Below are 22242 nucleotides of genomic sequence, written 5' to 3'. Positions count from 1 at the left end.
GCGCCCACTCCGACCAGCGAGGGAGTGTCTGATTAACGGCGGATCGCCTACCTATGTCAGGTTGGGTTGATCGCTGGCTTGGAGAAGTGGAGCCACCAAGTGACTGACGTGATGACAAAGGGCTCTGAGATACCCGAGGTTGAGGCCGCAGCTGCGGTCGACGACCAGCTCATCGGGATGCTCGTGGACCGGGACCGGTCTGAGGGCCTGCAGCTCACGAGCGAGGGCGGGCTGCTGCAGCAACGGGTGCGGCTCCTCCTGAGTGACCGTGTCGATCAGTTTGTGAGGTGTCAGAGCGGGGCGAGGAGCATGAGGATCTCGTCACGGTCGTCGCTTGGGGCAAGGCGGAGTGCGGCGGGCCATCGGCCTACCTCCTTCCAGCCGAGGCGTCCGTAGAACTCTTCGAGGCCCACGCCGCCCCGGGCGGCGAGATGGAGCTGCTCCAGGCCCATCTCGTCGCGGGCGATCTTGCGGAGTTCGCTCATGAGAGCGACGCCGAAGCCTCGTCCCCGCCGTGCGGGTCGCGTCTGGACGTGGTGGAGCGTGCCCCAGTGCGCGATGAGCTCGAAGGTATCCCGGCGGACGTTGAGCCAGCCGACCAGTTCCCCCTCAACAGTTGCGGTGAGCAAGCGGCTGGTCTGCGGTGCGAGAGAGCCGACGATCCGGTCCACCGCCGGTGCTGCTTGCTTCTCGTCGATCGGAGGGAACGGAAACCCTGCTGCTCCTCCGGAGTTGGTGACCTCGACCCAGCATTCGACGAGCGCCTGCCTCAGTTGAGGCGTGACCTGGTGCGGTGCTGTGAACTGCTGAAGGAGAAGGTCGTTGTCAGTCATCTCGGGATCATGGCATGCCAGGGCGGGGGTGAGCCGGGTGGGCCAGCCTGGGGAATTCCCGGTGGGTCCGATCTCCGGAAGGAACAGCAGCCGTCAGGCCGTGAGGACGTATCTGTCCTGGTCACTGGTTGGGTAGAGGCGTTGATGCTCTCTGGCGAGATGAACTTTCCAGTAGGCGTCGAGGTCGCCGTTGGCGGTCCTGCAGCAGGCCACCACCTTGCACCGCACCACCGTCACCCGCCGCTTGGAGAGGCTCCTCGCCCACGGCCTCGCCCTCGAGTGCGAGGGCCGGTACTACCTGGCTCCTACCTCGCCAGCGAGGTCCGCCTGCACCCCGACGACCAGGTCCTCGACGAAGCCGTCGAACAGCAGGGCGCCACCGGCATAGGAGAGCACAGGCGCGCGGCACGCCCTCGAACGCGCCAACTACCAGCGCTGGCTCACTGAACGTGCCAAAGGGGTTCCGCCCCGTCAGGCCGCGTCCCGTCCTCGTCCCGGCAGGCGTCGTCGCCCCTGACACCGGTGAACTCTTCGACGAACGATGGTGTGGCTGGGACATCTCTGACCCCACCCCGCCCACCTGGATCCCCCAGGCGCTGTCCGTGTGCCCAACCGACCGCCCGAGCCAGCGCAGGCCGGCTGCGCACAGCACCCTGCGACCCACGATCGCCGGACAGGACCAGGACGCGACGGCACCCTCACCCATTCCGAGGCGAGCGGGCGCACGATGAGACGGCCGTTCAGGTGCCAGGTTCAGCTACCCCGTAGGGTTGCTGAGGCGAATTCGTCAGCTGGCTGTGACAGGGGGAACTGTGGGCTCGACCGGGGCTGCCGGGACGGACGAGACAACTCAGGCAGTACCGGCAGCGCCCGCTTCGGTGCCCGCGTACACGCGCCCACGCACGTTGAACTCGTTGCTGTGGGCTGTGCTGATTCCGCTGGGGACCGTCGCGGGCACGGTGATCGGCCTGTATCTCGGGATCTGGGCCAGCGTCGTCACTGTCCTGGCCGCAGCCGCCGTCGCGGGCATCCTGGTCGGCGGCCTCTGGAACCGGGCGGGCGCCGCCCTCCTGGCGGTCGCGGCCGTCATGGGGACCGGCTTCTTCTCGGGGCCGACCTTGCATGAGACCTACCTCAAGCAGTTCGGCGAGAGGACGGACGCCCTGGTGGTCGACACCGCGAAGCGGTACAACGCCAAGGGCCATGAGCGGGACATCTGCCGCGTGGTCGACACCTCGGGCGCGGTGACGGATCTCGGCGAGCGGCAGAACTGCTACGGACAGTTCAAGTCCAAACAGCACATCACGCTGTTCAAGGACCCGCACGGCGGACTCGATCCGTGGGCCGAGGCCACGAGGGACCGGGGTCTCGACACCGTCAGCCTGTCGGCCACGGGAGGTATGTTCGCGATCACGGTGACGGCCGTGTTCTACGCCGGTGCGCGGCGGCGTTCGGGCCGGGAAATGGATGCCAGGAAGGTCCGCAAGTACGCTCGCGCACGGCGGACAGCGTAGCGGCTCGGTGCGACGTGCGCCCGGGGCCGGAGAGGCAGCTCCGGCAGGTGCCCCGCTCGCGCGTCGCCAACAGAGAAAGCCGGCGCTCGAGCATCGGGCGCCGCTGTTCGAGGACACCTCCTAATCGGAGGGGCCGCAGCCCCAGGCGGGCGCGCGGGTGTAGGCCGCGCACGAGGCGCTGTGTGCGTGCGCCGGTGAGGGAGAACGCGTCGAGAAACGAAGGCCAACACCACGGCGACAAAGGCCGCGATGCTCGGGCAGCCACGTGCCGTGCTGGCGCAGGGCAGTCTGCTCCCACGCGGCCGCGATGGACGCGGCCTCCGTGTGGCGGCCGACGCGGCTCGCCTGACTGATCGCGTGATGCAGGTCGTCGGGGACGGCGCGGTCCGCTAAAACGCCCGGCAAGCCCACACCGATCCGAATCCGGAAGCAGCCACAGACAATTCGCCTGGCTCCCACCTCCTTGCGCTGATCGGTGCCGGGGAGCCGTATCTGCTGCTCGGCCCATTCCTGCAATCACCCGGCCCAGCTACTGATCGCCGTTGAACAGCAGTTCGGCCAGCGCCCGGAACACATCCTCAGGATCCCGCTCGCCCACAGGATCCCGCAGGTTCTCACTCAGCAGCAGCGTGGCGAACCCATGGGCGAGCGACCACGCGGCGATCCCCGCGAGTCGGGCGTCCTCACCGCGCCCGCTTGCCGGTACCCCGGCGACCCCGGCCCGCAGTTCGGCCCCGGCCCGGGCGCGGGCGGCGAGCAGGGCCGAGTCGTCGCCGCGCAGCAAGTCCGGGTCGAACATGACCTGGAAGTGCGCGGGATGCTCGACCCCGAACCTGACGTAGCGCACCGGTCGGCCGGGCCCTGCGCGAAGTTCTCCGGCAGCGCCCTGTACTTCGAGAGCCCGACAGGCCCGGTCCCCCATGGGCTCCTCGATGCCCGGCAGTCTTGTTTCTACAACGGTTGTCCTGCCTACCTCCTGGCTTACGACCTTGCATTTCTGGGACGGAGTCGGAACGCGAGATACCGGTTGAAGGCTTCGTGGCTGTCGGGGGCGAAGCGCCACTCCACCAGGGCCGACCGCAGCTCCGGCTCGGTCAGCCAGCCATGCCAAGCGATCTCATCAGGATCGGAGGCCACGGCGTTCGGCATCACGGCCTCGTGAACGCCGAGCCAGTGAGGGCTCAAACCGCTGCGGTTGAGGAATGTGAACAGCAAGCGGGGCTGCACGCGAACGCCCAGCTCTTCGGCCAGCTCCCGCGCGGCGGCCTGCTCATAAGACTCACCGACACCAACAGCGCCACCGACCACGACCTCATAGAGCCCGGGGAAACGCGACAGTTGCTCCGACCGCCGGGTGACGATGATCCGCCCACCCTCATCACGACACACCGTCACGGCGACCCGGTGCAGCCAAGCCTCCCGAACCGCCTGCCGGCGGCTCACCACACCCAGGACACGATCCCGATCATCGACACGCTCCACCAGTTCGTCCACGACGCACACCCTGGCATTGCCCACTGACAGCGCCAGTTCTCGAATTCTGCTCTGTTCTCAAACACGCACTGACCGTTGGAACCTGTCAGCAGGGCGCCGAATGACAAGGTGTGAATGCTCCGGACTCCTTGCATGCAGGGAGCCTAGATGTGGTATCTCATGACGTTGGTTGCGCGGCTTCCTCGAAGTTGAGCTGCTGAGGGACGGCCGGGCTTGGCCTCGGACGCGAGAGTGCGCGGGACTAGAGGTTGTCCCGCAACCGGTGGGGCGGTTGGTGCGTTAGCTGGGCATGGGTGGGGTGATCTCAGCGGATGATCCGAAGTGGATCGAGCCGTTCTCCGGGCTGACCGAGTCGCAGTTCACCAGGCTGGTCGCGTTGGTACGACGTCGCGGTGGTGACATTCAGCGCGGCCGTCCCTGGCGGCTGCCCCTGGAGGACCGGGTGTTGCTGGTGGCCACGTACTGGCGCACGAACCTGACGTTGCGGCAGGTAGCGCCGTTGTTCGGGGTCTCGAAGTCTGCGGCCGACCGCATCCTCGATCACCTCGCACCGCTGCTGGCCATCTCGCCGGCTCGCCGGCCGCGCAAGGACACCGTCTACATCGTCGACGGCACCCTCGTGCCCACCCGAGACCGGAACGTCGCCGCCTCCAGCAAGAACTACCGCTACTCGACGAACATGCAGGTCGTCATCGACGCCAACAGCCGCCTGGTAGTGGCGATCGGCCTCCCGCTGCCCGGCAGCCGCAACGACTGCCGGGCATTCACCGAGTCCGGCGTGGACCGGGCCTGCCGCGGTGCCCCGGTCATCGCCGACGGCGGCTACCAGGGCACCGGCCTTCTCATCCCGCACCGCAGACGACGTGGCCAGACGCACCTCAGCCCGCAGCAGGAGGCGGAGAACACCGTCCATCGCCGGGCGCGAGCCCGCGTGGAACACGCCCTGTCCAGGCTGAAGAACTGGAAGATCCAGCGCGACTGCCGCCTCAAGGGCAACGGCGTTCACCAGGCCATGCTCGGCATCGCCCGGCTACACAACCTGGCCCTCACCCGATAACTCACACCCCATGCGGGACAACCTCTAGGCCGAGGCAAGACGGCGGGGTACCACCTCACCGCTCACCGCGATGAACTCGACCAGGGCGCTGTGGTGCCGGGTCCAGCGCCTGGTGACCTCGGCGTCGTCCCCGCCGCCACGCCTCCAGTAGCTTCCCAGTTTTTCGCCGGCCTCGTTCAGCTCCTCAAGGGCCGAGGACAAAGCCCGGTCCCGAGAAAGGATTCGTAGCCGAACAAACGCCAACTGGTTAGCCGAGAGATCAAAGCCACTGACGCGGCCCTCTAGGCCGAGGACCCGCTCCTCCCAGATGCGACCCTCGAAGTCCGCCGCAGAGGCGGCGACCAAGGCGCACTGTTCCAAGAGCAACTCCGATAGGCGTGATCTGTCTTCAGCGCGCTTCATGAAGTGTTGCCCCATCAACGCGATGGCAGCACCGACAACCGTCGCGAGCAACGTCACCCAGGCGTCCATAGTCGGCATTCTTCCTGTGCGACCCACCCTTCGGACATACCGTGCGCACGCCGGGAACTGCGGCTCGGTGGAAGGCACCGAAGACGCGACGGCACGTCTGTAGGCCGGTTAGAGGGTGTCTGAGAAGCCCCGTTCAGGGCAGGCGAGTTGATAGTCCATGCGCTGATGGAGGCCGAGATGGCCGGGGAACGGCGCGCGTATCCGACTGATCTGTCCGACGTGGAGTGGGCGGTGCTGGCGCCGCTTGTGCCGCCGCCGAAACCGGGCGGGCGGCCGCCGAAGCACCCTCACAGGGAGATCATCGACGCCCTGGCGTATTGGGTGCGGGCCGGCTGCGCCTGGCGGCTGCTCCCGCACGACTTCCCGCCGTACCAGACCGTCTACCACTACTGGAGGAAGTGGCGGATCGAGGGGCAGTGGGAGGAAATCCTCGCGGCGTTGCGGGCCAGGGAGCGTACTGGCCAGGGCCGTGAACCCACCCCGAGCGCCGGCGTGGTGGACAGCCAGAGTGTCAGGGCCACCGAGCGCGGCGGCTGGCACGGGTACGACGGCGGCAAGAAGGTGCTGGGCATCAAGCGCCACCTCCTGGTCGACACGCTCGGCCTGGTCCTGGCGGTCTGCGTCAGTCCGGCGAACGTCAGCGACCGAGATGGCGCCTCGGTGTTGCTGGCCCGGTGTGCCGGGAAGTTCCCCCGGCTGCGGCAGGTGTGGGCTGACCAGGGCTATCGCGGCCGGGACTTCCTGGACTGGGTACGCGAGGAGATCGGGATCACCATCGAGATCGTGCAGCGCAAGGACGGCGGTTTCCGCGGCACTTGGGCCAAGGTCGACGCGCCCCCGCGCGAGGTTCCGATGTTCGCGGTGGTTCCACGCCGCTGGGTGATCGAGCGGAGTTTTGCTTGGCTAGGCCGCTACCGACGGCTCTCCAGGGACTACGAGTACTTGGCCGCCAGCCAGGAGAACGCGATTTACCTGGCCACGATCATGCTCCTGCTGCACCGTTCCGCAAGAGCCCTGCCCTGAACGGGGCTTCTCAGACACCCTCTAGCCGGGACGATGTTCCATGCGGCCTCGCCTGCGGCGTCGAGGATGCGCCTCCAGAAGGTGCTCCCCTCCGGGGTGCCCGGCAACGGGAGAGCTGCGAACAGGTCGATCAAGTGGCCATTGGCCGCTCGGCTGTAAGCGGAGTCGCAGGTTGCGGCAGAGGCGATGTTGGCGACGTGGCTGACGGTGAGACCGCCGTCCTCGGGCCAGTCGAGCGGGGTGTTGAGGTTCTGAACGAGGTGCTGTTCCAACTCATCGTACTCATCAGGCTGCTTGCTGCCGCAGTACCGGTTCACGATCACGCAGTCCCCCTGGGGTTCCGTCTGATGCTCGGCCCAGTCAGCATGCCAGCGAAGGCGATCTTCGACGCGAGCGCTTCCAGCCGAAGTGGCTCGCCGGGCCGACACCGAGCTCCCCGCCTCGGGCTTCTCGCGGGACGTGACCGTCATCGTCAGCACCCAGGGCGACCCAAACTAACCCTGGATCGCCGCCAACACCCGCGCTGTACGCGGGCGTTGCTAGGCCGTCACATGCATCGCACCTGTTCGAGGTTCGCACGTACCAGCCCGATGGTCGGATGGCCCGGGCTCAGTACCCGCTCGCAGTCCTGCAGGATGCGTTCGAGTAGCAGGATCGCCCGACCTAGGTCTCCCGCCGTTGCGTACGCGACGGCTAGGGCGTTGCCCGAGAGCAGTGTGTCGGGGTGGCTTCCGCCCAACACCTCTTCCCGCTCTTGCAGGGTGTACTCGCGGAGCGGGATCGCGCGCCCCAGATCCCCTGCCGCCTCATACGCACCGGCGAGATTGTAGCCCGAGGCCAGTGTGTCGGGGTGGCTTCCGCCCAACACCCGTTGCCGATCTTGGAGGTTCTGCTCGTACAGAGGGATCGCCCGGCCCAAATCCCCCGCCGCCTCATACGCATAGGCGAGATTGTTGCGCGAGGCCACAGTGTGGGGGTGGCTTCCGCCCAGCACCTCTTCCCGCTCTTGCAGGGTGTGCTTGTGGAGCGGGATCGCGCGCCCCAGATCCCCTGCCGCCTCATACGCGCAGGCGAGATTGTAGCCCGAGGCCAGTGTGTCGGGGTGGCTTCCGCCCAACACCCGTTGCCGATCTTGGAGGTTCTGCTCGTACAGAGGGATCGCCCGGCCCAAATCCCCCGCCGCCTCATACGCATAGGCGAGATTGTTGCGCGAGATCAGCGTGTCGGGGTGGCTTCCGCCCAGCACCTCTTCCCGCTCTTGCAGGGTGTGCTTGTGGAGCGGGATCGCGCGCCCCAGATCCCCTGCCGCCTCATACGTACCGGCGAGATTGTTGCGCGAGGTCAGTGTGTCGGGGTGGCTTCCGCCCAGCACCCGCTCGCGGTCCTGCAGGATGCGTTCGAGCAGGGGGATGGCCCGCCCCAGGTCTCCCGTCGCAGCAAACGCGGTGGCGAGGTTGTTGCGCGAGGTCAGCGTGTTGGGGTGGTCCTCGCCCAGCACCCGTTCCGCCTCTTGCAGGGTGCGTTCGTGCAGCGGGATCGCCCGCCCCAGATCCCCTGCCGCCTCATACGCACCGGCGAGATTGTTGCGCAAGGTCAGTGTGTCGGGGTGGCTTCCGCCCAACACCCGCTCGTAGTCCTGCAGCGTGCGTTCGAACATTGGGATCGCCCGGCCTAAGTCCCTCGCCGCCTCGTACGCGCTGGCGAGATTGTTGCGCGAGGTCAGCGTGGAAGGGTGGTCCTCGCCCAGCACCCGTTCCCGCTCTTGCAGGGTGCGTTCGTGCAGCGAGATCGCCCGCCCCAGATCCCCTGCCGCCCCATACGCGCTGGCGAGATTGTTGCGCGAGGTCAGTGTGTCGGGGTGGTCCTCGCCCAGCACCCGTTCCGTCTCTTGCAGGGTGCGTTCGTGCAGCGAGATCGCCCGCCCCAGATCCCCTGCCGCCCCATACGCATAGGCCAGGTTGCCGCGCGAGGCCAGCGTGTCGGGGTGGTCCCCGCCTAGCAGCCGCGTCTCGGTAATAAGGGCGCGTTGAAGGGCCTGGATGGCGGGGGTGAGTGAGCCCTGCCCCGTTCGGTAGGCGGCGGCGCGGTAGAGGACACGGGCAGTTTGGATGGTGTCGTGGTCAGGAATGTGGTGGTGAGTAAGGGCGTCGGCGTGCGGGAGGAGTGCCGCGCACCGGGGCCAGGTCTCGGGTTGATCGATGCCGCCGGTGGGGAAGGCATCTGACAGGCATGCGGTGGCCTGGTCTCGGGCGTGATCGACGGCTCCGGGCTGGCGGTGGGGGTCGTTTGGGTCGGGGGTGCGGGCGAGGGCCTGGACGAGGCGGTGGACGGTCAGTGTGGCGTCGTGGTTGTCGGTGATCATGTTGTAGGCGGTGAGCCGGCCGATCGCCGTGGCGAGGTGGGGTGGCTGGGCGAGACTATGAAGCAGGTCGCGGGGAATGTTGTCGGGGGCGTACCAGGCCAGGATCCGCAGGAGGTCTCCAGCCAGGGGGGTGTCGTCCAGGCGGTTCAGGGTGAGGTGCCAGATCCGGGCGATGGTGCGCTCGGAGTCGCCCCCCGTGGCGCTGGCAGCGAACATCGTGGCGGGCCACTGGGCCAGCATGTCCAGGTAGTCGAGAGGGTCTGTGCCAGTTTCGGCGCAGTACGCGGCGGCCTGTTCCACCGCCAGGGCCAGGTGCCCGAGTTCCTCGCAAACGGCATCGCTGCCGTCGGTGCTGCGGGGGCCGTGGTGGGTGAGGATGCGGGTGAAGAGGTCGACCGCTTCGGCGGGGTCGAACACGCCGAGGCGGATAGCGGTGGCGTCGTGGTGCCAGCCGGTCGCGCGGCGGGTGGTGATCAAGAATCGGCCGCCCGGCACACGGTCCAGGAGCAGGCGGATGTGCCGGGGGTCCTCGACGTTGTCCAGCACGAGCAGCCATCCATCATGGCTGGCGAGCCAAGCCACCGCGCGTTCAGTCTGCAATTCGGCGGGCAGTGCGGCCAATCCGGGCTGCAGGGCCTGCGCCAGGGAGGCCAACCTCGCGTCGACCGCGGTCGCATTGTCGGCGGTGACCCACCACCGCACCTTCTCGTGTCGTCGGGCCGCCCAATGCGCGGCGAGTGCCGACTTGCCGACCCCGCCCAGCCCGTGCACCGCGTGCACGACGGCTTCGTCGTGGCGGGCGAACGCCTCGTCCAGCACTAGGAGTTCGTTGCTGCGGCCGACGAACATCCCGGTCCCGATGTTCGACACTCCGAGCTCCGCAGCGTCGTCAGGGATCGGCGCATACGCCTCAGGCGGGACCGTAAAGGCCTGCTCCGCCCTGATGTACTGCACCGACGAGGCGGTCACGTCGCCGCCAGCCACGATCGCGCCTTCGCTCCCGTGGAGCCCGTCGGGTGCTACCGGCCGCCTCGGCACGGGTTCCCCGGTCATGGCCGGTACTCGGTGTGGGAGTCGTTGACGTCCTCGCCCGCGACGATGGCTCCGCCGCTGCCCGTCAGCCCCGGTGGCCCACCGGGCGGCGGCGTCGCGGCGGCGGTGGGTGCCAGTCCGGTGTACTGGGTCGAGGAGCAGGTCACGTTCCCCCGTGCCACGATCGCCCCCCGCTCTCCGGTTGCCGGCTCCACCAATGCGGGCGACGAAGGGAGGACGGATGGTGCCTCAGGGGGGGCGCCCGCCGGGGCGGGGCCGGGGGCTGGCGCGCGCAGCTGGCGCAGCGACACCCCCAGAGCGGCGACCCCGGCCACCGCTCCGGCGACGCCCCAGGTCTGACTGGACCCTTCCGGGTGCGTGGCTGTCACCCACACCAGCAACCCCACCGCCGCACCGCTTCCCAGCAGAGCAAGCCCCCACCAACACACCCGCCGCCAGTACGTCATGCCCCATGGTCGCCCCGAAGACATGGTCAAGTCTGCCCCTCCGCACGGTGATCAGTCGTCGGGTACTTGGCCCCCGTCGACCCGCACACGGAGACGCCGCTATGCGCCCGGATCCGGCGGTCCGAGCCGTTCGCTCGACGAGGTCGGGTGCGCCCCCCCTGACCCACGACCAAGGGCTGCTCAGCGAGCTGAACAGCGAGATCAAGCCGGTCCAACGAGGAGTGCATTTCGCAGATCGATTAGGAGACCCCTCAGTTCAGTCTCCTGATCCTGAACTTCTCCGGCGAGACGGATCCGCCTGAGGGCAAATCTACTCCTGAGTGGGCGTTGTGTGAGCCTTCGCGCGGGTTCACCTTGTCGGTCGGGGCATGGTGAACAGGCCGGGTTCGGTTTCGGGAGGATGCCGCGACTCACAAGGCGTTTGAGCTTGGCCTGGGCGCCTTCGACGTGGCGGTTCTCGGTGCCGGTTCCCAAGGCTTCGCAGATGTCCTTGGCCCGTAGGCCGTGTTCGTCGTCCTCGAACAGGGCGAGGATCTGGCGGTATGTGGACGGCAGCGGCTCCAAGCCGCCGGGATCGCTGTCCTCGGCGATCTCCAGGACGGTCTCCCGGGTGATTTCGAGGCGCTCCAGCCGGTGCTCCAAGGCGGCGAGTTGCTCGCCGAGCTGGGTGATCTGCTCGCGCAGGCGGGCTGCTTCCTCGCGGCCGGCGGCCTGTCGTTCGTCGATCTGGGCCAGGAGTTCACGCATGCGCCGCCTCGCCGGTCGGCGGCGGATCGCGCCAGGTCAGCGCGGCGTGGCCGGTGAGTCGGCGGGTCATCACGTCGGTCATCGACCAGCGGATCCACGAGGCCGCACTGGCCGGGAGGGTCTCGTAGTCACGGGCGAGACGGCGGTGCAGCAGCAGCGTGCCGAAGGCCTGCTCGACGATCCACCGCTTCGGTGCCGGCGCGAAGCCCTTCGCGCCCGCATCGCGCCGCACCACCTCGATGTCGATGCCCAGGGCGGCGCCGTGGTCGATGACCGCGTTCTTGAACCCGGCGTCCACCCAGCCCTTGGTCACGGACGGGTTGTCCGCGGCGACCTGGTCCAGCAGCGTGATGCCGATGGCATTGTCGTGCACGCCCGCCGCAACCACGATCACCGCGATGAGCAGGCCGGGGATGTCGGTGGCGATGCCCCGCTTGCGGCCCCGGCTCTTCTTGCCGGGATCCAGCCCCGTCGTGGCCTTGGGCGCGTTGACGGAGGCGTGCACGGTCTGGGTGTCCATCACGATCGCGGACGGGTCCTCACGGCGGCCGCGGCTCTCGCGCACCTGCCAGCGCAGCAGGTCGTGGATCACCTGGTCGGTGCCGTCGTCGCGCCACTTGCCGAAGTAGTAGTACACCGCGGTGTACGGCGGGAAGTCATGCGGCAGGTGGCGCCATTGGCAGCCCACCCGGGCCTGGTACAGGATCGCGTCGACGATCTCCCGCATCTCGTACCGGCCCTCATGACCGCTGACCGAGCAGTGCTGCCCCTTCCAGGACGTGATGACCGGCCGGATCAGCTACCACGCCTCGTCCGACAGATCACTCGGGTACGGCTGCCGCCCGCCCATGCCTACCAGCAGACCGCAGACCCGGCCGACCGCAAGCCCTCAAACCGGACAACACCACCGGCGACTCACACAACGCCCACTGAGATCCCACAGACATCTGTGGGATCTCAGATCCCGTGGCCGAATCTCACCTCGGATGGCCACACTGCGGCCGAACGGCCACGGGAGACCGCCCCACCATGCGTCTCGCCCATACGAGTTTCCCTAGTCTTTGCCCCTCCATCGCGTCCTCCTGCGGTAGGACGCTGAGAGCGTAGCTGTACGCCAGTCGACGGGGGCCTATAGGTCGCTCTGACGAACAGCCTCTCACCGAGGGGGAAGTGGAACACCGTAGCGACTAGCTCGGGGCGCGGGGAGGGGACGATGCTCGATCAAGTGCTCATCTGGCTCTTGCTCGCCATCGCCGGCGCCACCGTGCAGCGAATCTGCGATGTCGTCTTCGGTGAGTCCATCGAAACGATCGTTTACTCGCTACTGATCCGCCGTCGTACTGCTGCTGTCAACCTCAGGGGCCAGTGGCGCAGCGCCTTTGAGTACATCTCCGACGACGACGGAAGCGTGATCGTCGAGGAGCGGACGCTCCGCGTATCGCAACGGGGCAGGCGCGTGACGGCCAAAGATCCCGATAGTGCTACGCCGTCGCGATTTCGCCTTCAGGGGGCTGTCTCAGCTACTGGTGCCCTCTCAGGCGAGTGGGAGGAGACGTCTCTAGCGGGGCGTCAGTACCACGGCGTATTCCAATTTCTCCTGACCAGAACCGGGAGCGAAATGCGCGGTAGGTGGGTGAGCTATAACCGCGACGACGTTATCCAGAGCGGCAGTTGGACTCTGTGCAGAATCTAAGGTGCTGCCCTAGTGCTGGATTCCGCTTTCGTTGGGTATATGTGCTGGTGGCGGGTTAGTTGGTGGTGTTCGGGGGCGGGTGCTGGGCAATGGTGTTATGGGCACGGCCGGGGCGTGATGAGGACGAACGGGCCCTCGTTCGTCGGCTGTCGCGGGCACGGAAGGCTCCGCGGGATGTGGTGATGCGGGCCCGGATGATCGAGTTGAGCTGGTCGGGGCCGCGGGTGCCGGCGATAGCCGAGGAGCTGGGCTGCAGCCAGAAAACGGTCCGCTGCTGGCTGCACCGTTTCAACCGCTCGGGCGTGCAAGGGCTGGATGATCTGGGTGGGCAGGGCCGTAAGCGGCAGATCACTGAGGAGGAACGCTCCAGGATCATCGCCCTGGTCAAGACCGTGCCGCCGGGGCGGTTGAGGTGGGAGCCCGTCGGGGAGCTGTGGGCCTTCGACGAGTCCGGGCCGGCCGAGTGGACCTTGGATTCCCTGGCCGCGGCAGCGCGGGCCGAGGGGATCGAGGTGGGGCGCTCACAGGTGCGGCGCATCCTGCTTGCCGAAGGCGTGCGCTGGCGCCGCACTCGGTCCTGGACGCGTTCGAAGGACCCGGACTTCGTCCCAAAAGGACGCGGATCGTCGGCCTCTACACACAGCCACCCGACGGTGCGACGGTGATCTGCGCCGACGAGCTGGGGCCGGTGATCCCACGGACCTTCCCGCCCGCACCCGCCTGGTCACCCGACGGGCACCGGATCAAGTCCGAGATCGACTACAGCCGCGGGCCGGAGAAGACCTGGGTCTACGGGGCCTTACTCGTCCGGGACGGCCAGCAGATCGCCATGACCGCGTCCTCCCGCAACAGCGTCTTCTACCAGCAGTTCCTGCAACTGGTCGAGGAGGCCAACCCGGACGGGGAGATCTGGATCGTCACCGACAACCTGTCCAGTCACAACAGCCTGTCCACCCGGACCTGGCTCGAGGACCATCCCCGTATCCACCACGCCTTCATCCCCGTCGGTGCGTGCTGGCTCAACCTGCGGGAAGGCTGGTGGCGCATCTTCCGCAAAGCCGCCCTCGCCGGCCGGTCATTCGCCAACCGCGACGACATCGAACACGCCACCACCCCTGCGACCAACCAGCTCAACTCCCGTGCCAGCCCCTGGGTCTGGGGCAGACCCGCACCACCACCCCGCTCGCTACGGCGCCGATATGTGTACATCGTTTGAGGAATCCAGCACTAGGGACTGTCTCTTAGATCCGTCCGCGAGATCGTCGTGCTTGTGATCGAGTCTTGGGTGGTCAACGACAACAGCGCTGTCCCTGTGTCGTCCGAGATGGTGCTGGAGGCCCTTCAGTCGAGGTTCGACAGCGGGCAGCTTGAGACGTGGCTGACCAGTTCGTCCGGACGATCGCTGGCCTTCGTGACGAATACCGAGCGCGCGATGGTGATGCTGCTCGAAGGCGAGGATGTTCCTGGCAAGCATGCCGTGGACCCCGGGGCTCAGGGGTCGAGCGACGGGTTCATCCTCTCCAACGGGCAGGACGACAAGTACCCGAATGAGGACACCGTCCCCATCCGTGAGGCGTTCAGGCTCGTGAGGCAGATCGTTGACACGGGATCCTAGCCGATGGACGCGCGCTGGGTGGTCGATCGCTGAGCGGGCTATCGCCGTGCCCAGATAAGGATGGCGGCGAGGTGGAGTGCGGCCTGGTAGGCGATGGCGAGCTTGTCCGTTCGCATGGCCAGGCCGCGCCACTGTATGAGCCGGTTGATGCATCGCTCGCCCGCGTTGCACTGCTTTGTACGCCTCGGTGCCGAAAGCCGGTGGGCGACCGCCGGCGCGGCCTCGCCGCAGACGGTGGCCGATCTGGTCGGACGGCTGGGGATGACAGCGCGGATTCCGCGTCGGCGGAGGTGGTTTCGGATCGCGCGGGATGAGTACGCACGGTCCGCCAGCACGGCATCCGGTCGGGTCCTCGGTCTTCCGGGGCCGCTTCGCGGAACACGGACACCGGCCATGACCGTCTCGAAGACTGGGGCGTCGCCCGCCTGGCCTGCGGTGATGCGGAGTGCTAGGGGGTCGTGCAGGGCCGTCGCTGGAGAGGTGGACCTTCGTGCTCAGGCCGCCGCGGGAGCGTCCGAGCGCGTGGTTGTCGGGTTCGGCCCGGCCTGGAGCCCCCTTTTCCTGGCTCCGGCGGCGTGCTGGTGAGCCCGGCAGACGGGTGGAGTCCACCGACACGGTCCAGCTGATGTCGTCAGCACCCTCGGCCGCTTCCAGGACCGCGCCAAGGATGCGTTCCCAGGTGCCGTCCACGGCCCGCCTGATCAGCCGTTTGCGGGCGGTCTGGAACGAGCCGAACTCGTCGGGCAGGTCCCGCCAAGGCGAGCAGGTTCGGTACTTCCATGCGATGGCCTCCAAAGTCCGGCGGTGATCTGCCCACCGCCGACCATGGACCGGCTCAGTCGGCATCAGCGGCTCGATCCGGCCCCACATCGCATCAGTGATCACTAACCGGACGGACACATCCGATCAAGTGACCAACCGATCAAAGAGACACGCTCTAGTCGAATAGTGGCCCCTGTCCGGCCCATTCGGGCCGGACAGGGGCACGCGTTTCCTTGCGCCGCTACGCAGCGACGAGTTCCCGCGCCCGTTCGTTGAAGTCGGCCACAAGTCGGTTGTTGCCGAACGGCTCCATGCGTCGCTGCAAGTCCTGTACGGCCTCTACACACCTCGTGCTCTTCACCTGCTTCGACAGGGTCAAGGTGCGCAGACCCGCCGAGTACGCGGCGTCCAAGTCCTTTCGCTGCAAGAACGACGCTGCGAGGGCGGCCTGTGACATGGCGCCACGTCGCGCCCTCTTCTGCCTACGAGCATGGTCGATCGACCGTCGGGCGTGCTGCTCCGCCGCCTTGCCCTCACCCATATCCCGGAAGGTGTTGGCATGTTCGCCGTGCAGGTAGGCGACATCGATGAACGCCGCCCACTCCTGTTCTTCCTCCGGCCGAACACGCTCTGCTGCTGTCTCGGACTGAACGACTGCGCGCTCGGCACCGGTCCTATCGCCCAACTTGCTCAGGGCGCGCGCCTCCAAAGCCCACAGATCAGCGAGGCAAGCCGGGGACGTCCTCTTGCCCAAACCGGCGCGGCCAGCCTGAGCTAGGCGCCGCCCCTCCTCCGGGTTGCCCAGTAGGGTTGACTGATCTGCCATCCCAGCGAGCACGTGCGCGCCCAGTGCGGAATTCTTCGACTCCTCCGCCAGCCGCAACGACTGAATCAAGTAGCGCTGCGCAGTCCCGTGTTCACCACTGTCGTACGCCATCCACCCGAGCAAGTACGTCTGCTCGGCGGCGGCCTCGCACAGGGCTCGGCGAACGGATTCGGTGTTCGCACGTCGGAGCAGCGGGAACACGTGCTGGTTCATGTACTCGGCGAGAATGAGGCGCCCGGAGCCGCCTCCCTGTAGAACATCCATTTTCTGGAACTCGCCGAACATGTTCCGCACGGCTGTGACGTCTTCCAGCCGGACGCGGCCCCCTGTGTTGGGCTCCTGATCCAGGGTGCTGAGCAGCCAGTCACGTGAAGGGCCTACCGCCGCCACTGCGGCGAAGGGTGCTGCTGCCATGAACTTACGACGTTCCACGTCGGCTCTCCCCAGGTCGGCAACTGCTTCCACGGTAGCCGTGAATGAGCGGTTGTAGACGAGGGAGCGCTCGGCCGTGCGGCTCTCACCGAAGCCGAGATCGTAGGTTGTCACCCGATATCCAACCTCTGCCGAGATCACATCGGCGATGATTTCGGGTGTCGGTTGGCGCGGTTCGTCGCCTGCCAGCCAGCGTCGTACGGCGCTTGCGTTCGGGGTGATGTGCGGCTGCCCCCAGGTCTGAGCTGCGCGTGTCGCCCTGCGTGCAAGTTCCTTGTTGCTGAGTCCGCTCCGCATCAACCAATGAGCGAGTCGCGTGTTGGCTGGTTTCATGTCTGCCCTACCTCTAGCCCACGGACGGTAGTGGAAGTAACACCCTTCGACACCCCTACCGACGGTACCCCCAGGTCTGCCAGCGCTGTTGCCTTGATGGACGAACTAACCGTATGAGTCGCGGAGTTAGAACCATGAGCAACAGTCGCCACAGAAGCGTGTCTCAGGCGCACGTCAAGGCTCCCACGACCACGCCTCCCGATGACACCCCGAGGGCCAGCCCTCCCACCGCGGCTACTTCCGCCACCACCGACGAACTCTTATCCCGCTCAGCCGAGTTGCAGCGTCGGCTTGCTGAGCACGAGGCGGTTCTGCGTGGCGAGGAGCGGAAGTGATGGGCACTGTCTACCGCCCGCGCGAGCACACCATCGCACCGAACCGGGAGCCGGACGCCGAGCCGATTACCCGGTCCATGGAGTGCACGGTGTGTGGTGAGACGAGCCCGGTCAGCGAAGACCACGTCGAACCCCAGGACTGGACTTTGGGGCACGTCCGCGAGTTTCCCGCGCACCTCGACTACCGGGAGCACGTCACGCTGCCTTACCTCGTCCTCCCCGGGCCGTGGCTATGAACCGCGCCAGCCTGCTACCGCCTCCCGCGCCCATGGTGCGGCCCGTAGCGGTGTGGTGCGAGTGCACGATCGGCGCGGCACGCGACAACACCGCGGCTCGGGAATGGGTTCTCGACGGCTACACCGCTCCTTCCCCGCGCCTGGCGATGAGGTGGTTCGACGTGTGGGCGCCGCGCCTGGCCAACCACATCGACCCGCCCCTCGACATCGCATGGTTCGAAGGCCCCCACAAGATCGGCGCCATACGTGTGGTCGAGCACGAACGGTGCGACCCTGCCACTCCGCTGCGCGCGTGGCCGTCCGACGTTGAGTTGCACGACCAGGCCCTCGCTGCTCTCTGCGAGGGAGCTGTCTTCCGCCTCACGGTCATGGACCGGCATGGCTGCTACAGCCTCTCGGCCCGCCCGCTCCTGACTCGCGCCGAAGCCCACGGCTGCGCGCGCTATGCCCCCGCCCCCTGCCGCGGACGCCCTGTCTCAGCTCTCCCCACGCGGCCGGATAGCCCGCGGTAGGGGTGCGGGTCCACCAGAAAGAGCCTCGGCGACCGCGTAGGACCGGCCGCCGAGGCAAGGCCACCAGCTACACAGGAACTGACGACACAATGCGCGATCTTATCGCCCTGCTCTACTGTACGTTAAGAGCCCTGATCAGGCCCCGTACCCCCAGGCGCCGCGCCCCGGCGCATACGGCAGCTCGCCTCCCGCCCACAGCGGCCCCCGCCAAGTTGTCTCTGCCTCGGCATGTGCAGGAGCGGCACGGCCACCTCACCGGCGAGGAGGTCGTCCTCGTCCGGCCCTACCTGCTCGCTCACGAACACTGCATGCACCGACACCTCCAGCGGGAGCGCCGCACGGCGGCGGCCCTGGCCAGCATGGGCATCGACTACGACATCACCGCCGTCGCGATATGAGCGCCACCTGCTGCAGATGCGGACGCATCACTGCCGCCGCGGTGCCCGTGCGCGACATCGTCAGCCCCAGCGGCCAGGCCCTGACCCTTTATGCGTGCCCGGACTGCGCACCCCACATCGCCTCGGGTCCCCTGGCCGCAGACCTCCCACCCCGTCGCACGGGCCCCAACAGGCCCACACCTCCCCGGAAGGGAACTCTCCGTTGAAGCGCTCCAAGGGCAACGCCTGGTACCCCCGCTGGGAACTGACCGGCGCGCCCATGAGTCCGCAGCAGGCGTTCAACAGCCCCATCCGCGGCCGTGTCACCCACGAACTCAACCACCACCACGACATACAACTCGCTGTCGCTCCACGCCTTTTACGCCCCATGCTCTACGACCTCGCCAGCACGGGCCTGTGGGAGCGCCACACGACGCACGGCTACTACCGGCTCACCGACGGCCAGTGCCACACCTTCGAATGGAACAACACCGGCGCCATCGTCGAGCACTACAAGGCAGGCCACGCCGACGACCAGTGCCCCAAGCTCACTGATCCTCCGCGTGAAACCAGCGCGTGGCTCCCGCACTTCGACAACCGCCCGCCCCTCCCCCCGTCCGGCACGCCGCACGGATGGCGCGGCATCCTCCGCCGGGCGGCCTCCCTCCCTCTCGCCTTCCTGCCTCCCGCAGTCGCCTTCTACGGCCGGTACCACTTCGGACACCAGGACGTCGGCGCCGCGACCTTCGCCCACACCTTCCACGCCATGGCTGACGAAGCCCTGACCGTCTACGGACGCTGGGAGACCACCCCCGGCCACCACTTCGTGCAGGACAGTTCCGGCCTGATCTGGAGCATCACCACGGCATCCAGCGAGGACAGCGCGAAACCTGCGGTCACTGGCATTTACCCGCCCCGCGGAGCGCCCGCAGACCACCCCGAACACCAGCGCGCGAACCGCGCCTCCGGCTCCCCCACCCTCGCCACACGCAGACGCCCCGCCTAGCGACCACCGGCAGACGCAGGTCAGCGCCGTACGGCCGCCAACCTCGTACGACAAGCACCAACTGCACGCCGCCTGTGCTCTCGTTGAAAGGAGCAATCGGGCACGAGGCACACCCCCCGCCGCAGTTCCGCAACGCACGGCACCCTCAGCACCGGACGTCCCTTCCCAGACCCCGAAGGGGCGCCCGGCTACCGACACGGAACGAGGAGACAGCAGTGTCCATACCGACGACCGACACCCCGGCAACCGAACTCGACCTCGTCACGCACTCCCCCGACGGAGAGTCCCGCGGCGTGTTCGAGCGCACGGGCAGCCTGTTCCCGCTCAACCCCATGGGCCACATCCTGACCGCGATCACCGATGCCCCATCCCCCGTCCGCCCGTGGGGGCTGCGTTTCGCCGAGATCGCCCGCCCGTCCTGCGGCAAGCACGAAGGCGGCAGCAAGACCACGACCGGCGACACGCCCGACGGCAACGCGCCGCACGGCGAAGAGACGCAGGACGACTAGGGGCCGCCGACGATGACGAGCAGCGTTCTCATCCTCACCGACGAAACCGACATCACCGCCGGTCGCGTCGCCGCCGAACTCGCCGTCCGTGGCGTACCGCTCGTAAGAGTGGACCCGGCCGACTTCCCCACACGCCTGAGCATGTCCGCCCAGATCGCCACCGGCGCGACGTGGTCAGGCGCGCTCACCGACCTTGCCGAAGGCCGAACGGCCATCGACCTGGCCGCCGTCGGCGCCGTCTACTACCGGCGTCCGACACAGTTCCGGTTACCCGACGGCATGAACCGCGCCGAGCAGGCATTCGCCTACGGCGAGGCCCGGCGCGGCTTCGGCGGAGTCCTCGGCGCCCTCGACTCAGCCCGGTGGGTCAACGACCGCGTCGCCGCCGCCCGCGCCGAGTACAAGCCCCTGCAACTCGCGACCGCATCCCGCCTCGGTCTCACGATCCCCCACACTCTGATCACGTCCGAGCCCGATCGCGCCTACCAGTGGGCCAAGCAGCAAGACGGCCCGATCATCTACAAGCCGCTCTCGGGTATCTGGCACGCCGACGACGACAAGGTGCGCGTCATCTACACCAACGCAGTCGACGACCTCGGCTCCCTGCTCGCCCCGTCCCTCGGCTACACCGCCCACCTGTTCCAGCAACAGGTACCCAAGGACCACGAGGCACGGGCCATCGTGGTCGGGCAGCGGGTCTTCGCCGTCGCCATCGACGCCGCGACCGCACGCGGACTAGGCGACTGGCGCTCCGACTACGACCACCTGTCCTACCGCGTCATCACCCTCCCCGAAGACGTCGCGGACAAGCTCGTCGCACTGCACCGCGACCTCGGCCTCGTCTTCGGCGCCGTCGACCTCATCCGCCGACCCGACGGGCAATGGGTGTTCCTGGAGACGAACCAGTCCGGCGAATGGGACTGGCTCATCTCCGAAACGGGCATCCCCGTGGCCGAAGCCCTCGCCGACGTGCTCACCGCAAAGGCCCCCGCATGAGCGAACACCTCGCCTCCGCACTCGCCGCCCACCTCGCCGCATCCGGCAACCTCACCGCCCCCTGGCACGAGCACTACACCGTCGTACCCCGACACCACTTCATCCCCGACGTGGCATGGGTGGTCCCCGACGAAACCGGCGCCGAGCCGTACGCCATCGACCGCAACCAGGACACGCCCCGGTGGTTCCAGGCCGTCTACTCCGACGCATCGATCGTCATCCAACTCGACGCCGGAACCGGCGACCTGCGCACCGGCAAGGGCACCCCGACGTCGAGCTGCTCGGCCCCCGGAATCGTCTTCCCGATGCTCCGCGCACTCGACCTGCTCGACGGCCACAAGGTCTTGGAGATCGGTACGGGCAGCGGCTGGACAGCAGCCCTGCTGTCCGCACGCCTCGGCTCCCACCGCGTGACGTCCATCGAGGTCGACGAAGACGTCGCCGCACGCGCCGCCGAGGCCATGGCGCGAGCCGGATACACACCCCAGCTGATCACCGCCGACGGAGCAGACGGCTACACGCCGAACGCCCCGTACGACCGTGTGCACGCCACCTGCGCAGTCGAACGAGTGCCCTACGCATGGGTACGAGACACGCGCCCCGGCGGCGTCATCGTCCTCCCCTGGCGCCCCACCTACGGCCACGGACTACTCGCCCGCCTCGTCGTCAACAACAACGGCCAGGCCATCGGCCGCTTCGAACGCACGGCATCGTTCATGATGCTGCGCACACAACAGCGGGCGATCGGCTGGACACCGCACGACGCAGAGGACGCCACCGCTGAGCTGACAACCCTCGACCCGCGCACCATCATCAACGCCCCCGAAGGAGCGGCACTCGCTATCGCCGCGCTCGCACCCGGCGTCACACAGACAGTGATCACCGAACCCGGCGGCGACGTGTCACTGCTGCTGTCCCAGGCCGACACCCCCGAAGGCGCATGGGCCGCAGTCGACTACTCCGCCGGACTCGACGCCTACACAGTCACCTGGTGGGGCGACCACAACCTGTGGGCGCAGGTGTCTGACGCGTACCTGCAATGGGTGTCCTGGGGACAACCCGCACGCACCCGGTTCGGCATCACGGTCACTCCCGAGGACCAAGTCCTATGGCTCGACCACCCCCGACACCGCGTGCCGCCATACGCCTGAGCAGTATCCATCCCACCACCCACCCATCCCCTGCCCGTCGGTGCTTACCTCCGAGGCCCGGCGGGCGAAGTTGGCACCAGACGGACGTAAGAACACCCCGCGCGTGCAGGGACCACCGATAGGCAGACGTCGAGTCCGACCTCAGTCGGGGGGACACCCCCGTGCGCGGGGACCACGGCGCGGCTCGGTCGCCGTTGAGAGCGGCCTCGGGACCCCCTGCAGGCGCAGGGACCACGCGTTGGGGTCGATGGCAAAGATAGTCATCTTGGGGCCACCCCCGCGGGTGCGGGGACCACAGGAACTGACCAGGCACATTAGCTGAGCGAAAAAGAGCCCGTACGCTAGCCGGACAGACCCCGATGCTCAACAGCGCGCCTTGCCGGAGCAACCTTCCATGGGGTCTCAGCTCTAAGAGGTGCTAACAAAGGCGTTCGACGTGGCGGTGGGTGATCAGGCAGG

22 protein-coding genes and 3 pseudogenes are annotated in these 22242 nt (G+C 67.7%); 14 read left to right on the top strand and 11 right to left on the bottom strand.

The genetic code is table 11. The features are described 5' to 3' along the window. Positions 1 to 111: 111 nt before the first annotated feature. Positions 112 to 261: pseudogene (locus IE274_RS40580) on the top strand (IS256 family transposase); the annotation flags it as partial. Between the two features lie 29 nt (positions 262 to 290). Here the strand turns inward: IE274_RS40580 and IE274_RS37940 are convergent. After that, positions 291 to 833, bottom strand: a complete 543-nt coding sequence (locus IE274_RS37940; protein WP_190120506.1) for a GNAT family N-acetyltransferase — start codon at positions 831 to 833, stop codon at positions 291 to 293. A 926-nt stretch (positions 834 to 1759) separates the two neighbouring features. On the opposite strand from IE274_RS37940, the gene IE274_RS37935 reads away from it, so the two are divergent. Further along, the gene (locus tag IE274_RS37935; protein WP_190120505.1) at positions 1760 to 2347 is read left to right on the top strand and encodes a hypothetical protein; all 588 of its coding nucleotides are present in this window, start codon (positions 1760 to 1762) and stop codon (positions 2345 to 2347) included. 529 nt (positions 2348 to 2876) lie between these two features. Here the strand turns inward: IE274_RS37935 and IE274_RS37930 are convergent. Next, positions 2877 to 3200, bottom strand: a pseudogene (locus IE274_RS37930) (TetR-like C-terminal domain-containing protein); the annotation flags it as partial. Between the two features lie 128 nt (positions 3201 to 3328). Beyond that, positions 3329 to 3841, bottom strand: a complete 513-nt coding sequence (locus tag IE274_RS37925) for an NUDIX domain-containing protein (protein WP_372447293.1) — start codon at positions 3839 to 3841, stop codon at positions 3329 to 3331. Between the two features lie 289 nt (positions 3842 to 4130). Between IE274_RS37925 and IE274_RS37920 the strand changes: the two genes are divergently transcribed. Next, positions 4131 to 4898: a transposase gene (locus IE274_RS37920; protein ID WP_190120503.1), complete on the top strand. Its 768-nt coding sequence runs from the start codon at positions 4131 to 4133 to the stop codon at positions 4896 to 4898. A gap of 24 nt (positions 4899 to 4922) precedes the next feature. Here the strand turns inward: IE274_RS37920 and IE274_RS37915 are convergent, their stop codons facing one another. Next, positions 4923 to 5369, bottom strand: a complete 447-nt coding sequence (locus tag IE274_RS37915; RefSeq protein WP_190120502.1) for a hypothetical protein — start codon at positions 5367 to 5369, stop codon at positions 4923 to 4925. 177 nt (positions 5370 to 5546) lie between these two features. On the opposite strand from IE274_RS37915, the gene IE274_RS37910 reads away from it, so the two are divergent. Next, positions 5547 to 6392, top strand: coding sequence for an IS5 family transposase (locus tag IE274_RS37910; protein ID WP_190120527.1), 846 nt, complete (start codon positions 5547 to 5549; stop codon positions 6390 to 6392). Between the two features lie 547 nt (positions 6393 to 6939). Here the strand turns inward: IE274_RS37910 and IE274_RS37905 are convergent. The 4 genes from IE274_RS37905 to IE274_RS37890 form a co-directional block, all read right to left on the bottom strand. Then, positions 6940 to 9738, bottom strand: coding sequence for a tetratricopeptide repeat protein (locus IE274_RS37905; RefSeq protein ID WP_229910093.1), 2799 nt, complete (start codon positions 9736 to 9738; stop codon positions 6940 to 6942). Between the two features lie 65 nt (positions 9739 to 9803). After that, positions 9804 to 9968, bottom strand: coding sequence for a hypothetical protein (locus IE274_RS37900; protein WP_190120501.1), 165 nt, complete (start codon positions 9966 to 9968; stop codon positions 9804 to 9806). Between the two features lie 486 nt (positions 9969 to 10454). Next, entirely contained in the window at positions 10455 to 11000 is a 546-nt protein-coding gene (locus IE274_RS37895; protein ID WP_190120500.1) for a hypothetical protein, read from the bottom strand. Continuing rightward, entirely contained in the window at positions 10993 to 11799 is an 807-nt protein-coding gene (locus tag IE274_RS37890; RefSeq protein WP_229910098.1) for an IS5 family transposase, read from the bottom strand. The genes IE274_RS37895 and IE274_RS37890 overlap by 8 nt, the downstream gene beginning before the upstream one ends. Before the next feature lie 414 nt (positions 11800 to 12213). Here IE274_RS37890 and IE274_RS37885 point away from each other — a divergent pair, with 414 nt between their 5' ends. From IE274_RS37885 to IE274_RS37870, 4 genes are all read left to right on the top strand, one after another. Continuing rightward, the gene (locus tag IE274_RS37885; protein WP_190120499.1) at positions 12214 to 12693 is read left to right on the top strand and encodes a hypothetical protein; all 480 of its coding nucleotides are present in this window, start codon (positions 12214 to 12216) and stop codon (positions 12691 to 12693) included. A gap of 89 nt (positions 12694 to 12782) precedes the next feature. Then, on the top strand, positions 12783 to 13358 hold the full coding sequence (locus tag IE274_RS37880) for a helix-turn-helix domain-containing protein (protein ID WP_190120498.1): 576 nt from the start codon (positions 12783 to 12785) through the stop codon (positions 13356 to 13358). Beyond that, positions 13355 to 13909 (top strand): transposase, encoded by a 555-nt coding sequence (locus tag IE274_RS37875; RefSeq protein WP_190120497.1) that lies wholly within the window; start codon positions 13355 to 13357, stop codon positions 13907 to 13909. The genes IE274_RS37880 and IE274_RS37875 overlap by 4 nt, the downstream gene beginning before the upstream one ends. 54 nt (positions 13910 to 13963) lie before the next feature. Further along, the gene (locus IE274_RS37870; protein WP_190120496.1) at positions 13964 to 14308 is read left to right on the top strand and encodes a hypothetical protein; all 345 of its coding nucleotides are present in this window, start codon (positions 13964 to 13966) and stop codon (positions 14306 to 14308) included. A gap of 38 nt (positions 14309 to 14346) precedes the next feature. Here the strand turns inward: IE274_RS37870 and IE274_RS40515 are convergent, their stop codons facing one another. The 3 genes and pseudogenes from IE274_RS40515 to IE274_RS37860 form a co-directional block, all read right to left on the bottom strand. Beyond that, positions 14347 to 14748: a transposase gene (locus tag IE274_RS40515; protein ID WP_373305810.1), complete on the bottom strand. Its 402-nt coding sequence runs from the start codon at positions 14746 to 14748 to the stop codon at positions 14347 to 14349. A gap of 286 nt (positions 14749 to 15034) precedes the next feature. Next, positions 15035 to 15154 (bottom strand): annotated as a pseudogene (locus IE274_RS40510) (transposase); the annotation flags it as partial. A 157-nt stretch (positions 15155 to 15311) separates the two neighbouring features. Continuing rightward, on the bottom strand, positions 15312 to 16661 hold the full coding sequence (locus IE274_RS37860; RefSeq protein ID WP_190120495.1) for an NsdA family TPR-like regulatory protein: 1350 nt from the start codon (positions 16659 to 16661) through the stop codon (positions 15312 to 15314). Positions 16662 to 16995: 334 nt separating this feature from the next. Here IE274_RS37860 and IE274_RS37855 point away from each other — a divergent pair, with 334 nt between their 5' ends. The 6 genes from IE274_RS37855 (at position 16996) to IE274_RS37830 (ending at position 21783) form a co-directional block, all read left to right on the top strand. After that, positions 16996 to 17232 (top strand): DUF7848 domain-containing protein, encoded by a 237-nt coding sequence (locus IE274_RS37855; RefSeq protein WP_229910091.1) that lies wholly within the window; start codon positions 16996 to 16998, stop codon positions 17230 to 17232. A gap of 742 nt (positions 17233 to 17974) precedes the next feature. Continuing rightward, positions 17975 to 18142, top strand: coding sequence for a hypothetical protein (locus IE274_RS37850; RefSeq protein ID WP_190120493.1), 168 nt, complete (start codon positions 17975 to 17977; stop codon positions 18140 to 18142). A 202-nt stretch (positions 18143 to 18344) separates the two neighbouring features. Further along, positions 18345 to 19127 (top strand): hypothetical protein, encoded by a 783-nt coding sequence (locus IE274_RS37845; RefSeq protein WP_190120492.1) that lies wholly within the window; start codon positions 18345 to 18347, stop codon positions 19125 to 19127. Positions 19128 to 19342: 215 nt separating this feature from the next. Continuing rightward, positions 19343 to 19636 carry a hypothetical protein gene (locus IE274_RS37840; RefSeq protein WP_190120491.1) on the top strand — a complete coding sequence of 98 codons (294 nt, stop codon included), beginning with the start codon at positions 19343 to 19345 and terminating at the stop codon, positions 19634 to 19636. Positions 19637 to 19648: 12 nt separating this feature from the next. Then, positions 19649 to 20632 (top strand): ATP-grasp ribosomal peptide maturase, encoded by a 984-nt coding sequence (gene tgmB, locus IE274_RS37835; protein ID WP_190120490.1) that lies wholly within the window; start codon positions 19649 to 19651, stop codon positions 20630 to 20632. Further along, a complete protein-coding gene (locus IE274_RS37830; RefSeq protein WP_190120489.1) occupies positions 20629 to 21783 on the top strand; it encodes a methyltransferase domain-containing protein in 1155 nt (384 codons plus the stop codon). Before tgmB ends, IE274_RS37830 begins: the two co-directional genes overlap by 4 nt. Positions 21784 to 22242 lie beyond the last annotated feature (459 nt).

The organism is Streptomyces flavofungini, from assembly GCF_014650815.1.
Classification (GTDB): Bacteria; Actinomycetota; Actinomycetes; order Streptomycetales; family Streptomycetaceae; genus Streptomyces; species Streptomyces flavofungini.
The sequence above is the reverse complement of the archived record's forward strand: the minus strand, read 5'-3'. Positions and strand labels throughout refer to the sequence as shown.

What these genes read in the sequence shown, in the direction of transcription:
- IE274_RS37940 (WP_190120506.1), bottom strand. Translation starts at nt 833, where the DNA reads ATGACTGACAACGACCTTCTCCTTCAGCAGTTCACAGCACCGCACCAG.
- IE274_RS37920 (WP_190120503.1), top strand. Translation starts at nt 4,131, where the DNA reads ATGGGTGGGGTGATCTCAGCGGATGATCCGAAGTGGATCGAGCCGTTC.
- IE274_RS37915 (WP_190120502.1), bottom strand. Translation starts at nt 5,369, where the DNA reads ATGGACGCCTGGGTGACGTTGCTCGCGACGGTTGTCGGTGCTGCCATC.
- IE274_RS37910 (WP_190120527.1), top strand. Translation starts at nt 5,547, where the DNA reads ATGGCCGGGGAACGGCGCGCGTATCCGACTGATCTGTCCGACGTGGAG.
- IE274_RS37895 (WP_190120500.1), bottom strand. Translation starts at nt 11,000, where the DNA reads ATGCGTGAACTCCTGGCCCAGATCGACGAACGACAGGCCGCCGGCCGC.
- IE274_RS37885 (WP_190120499.1), top strand. Translation starts at nt 12,214, where the DNA reads ATGCTCGATCAAGTGCTCATCTGGCTCTTGCTCGCCATCGCCGGCGCC.
- IE274_RS37880 (WP_190120498.1), top strand. Translation starts at nt 12,783, where the DNA reads ATGGTGTTATGGGCACGGCCGGGGCGTGATGAGGACGAACGGGCCCTC.
- IE274_RS37860 (WP_190120495.1), bottom strand. Translation starts at nt 16,661, where the DNA reads ATGAAACCAGCCAACACGCGACTCGCTCATTGGTTGATGCGGAGCGGA.
- IE274_RS37855 (WP_229910091.1), top strand. Translation starts at nt 16,996, where the DNA reads ATGGGCACTGTCTACCGCCCGCGCGAGCACACCATCGCACCGAACCGG.
- tgmB (WP_190120490.1), top strand. Translation starts at nt 19,649, where the DNA reads ATGACGAGCAGCGTTCTCATCCTCACCGACGAAACCGACATCACCGCC.
- IE274_RS37830 (WP_190120489.1), top strand. Translation starts at nt 20,629, where the DNA reads ATGAGCGAACACCTCGCCTCCGCACTCGCCGCCCACCTCGCCGCATCC.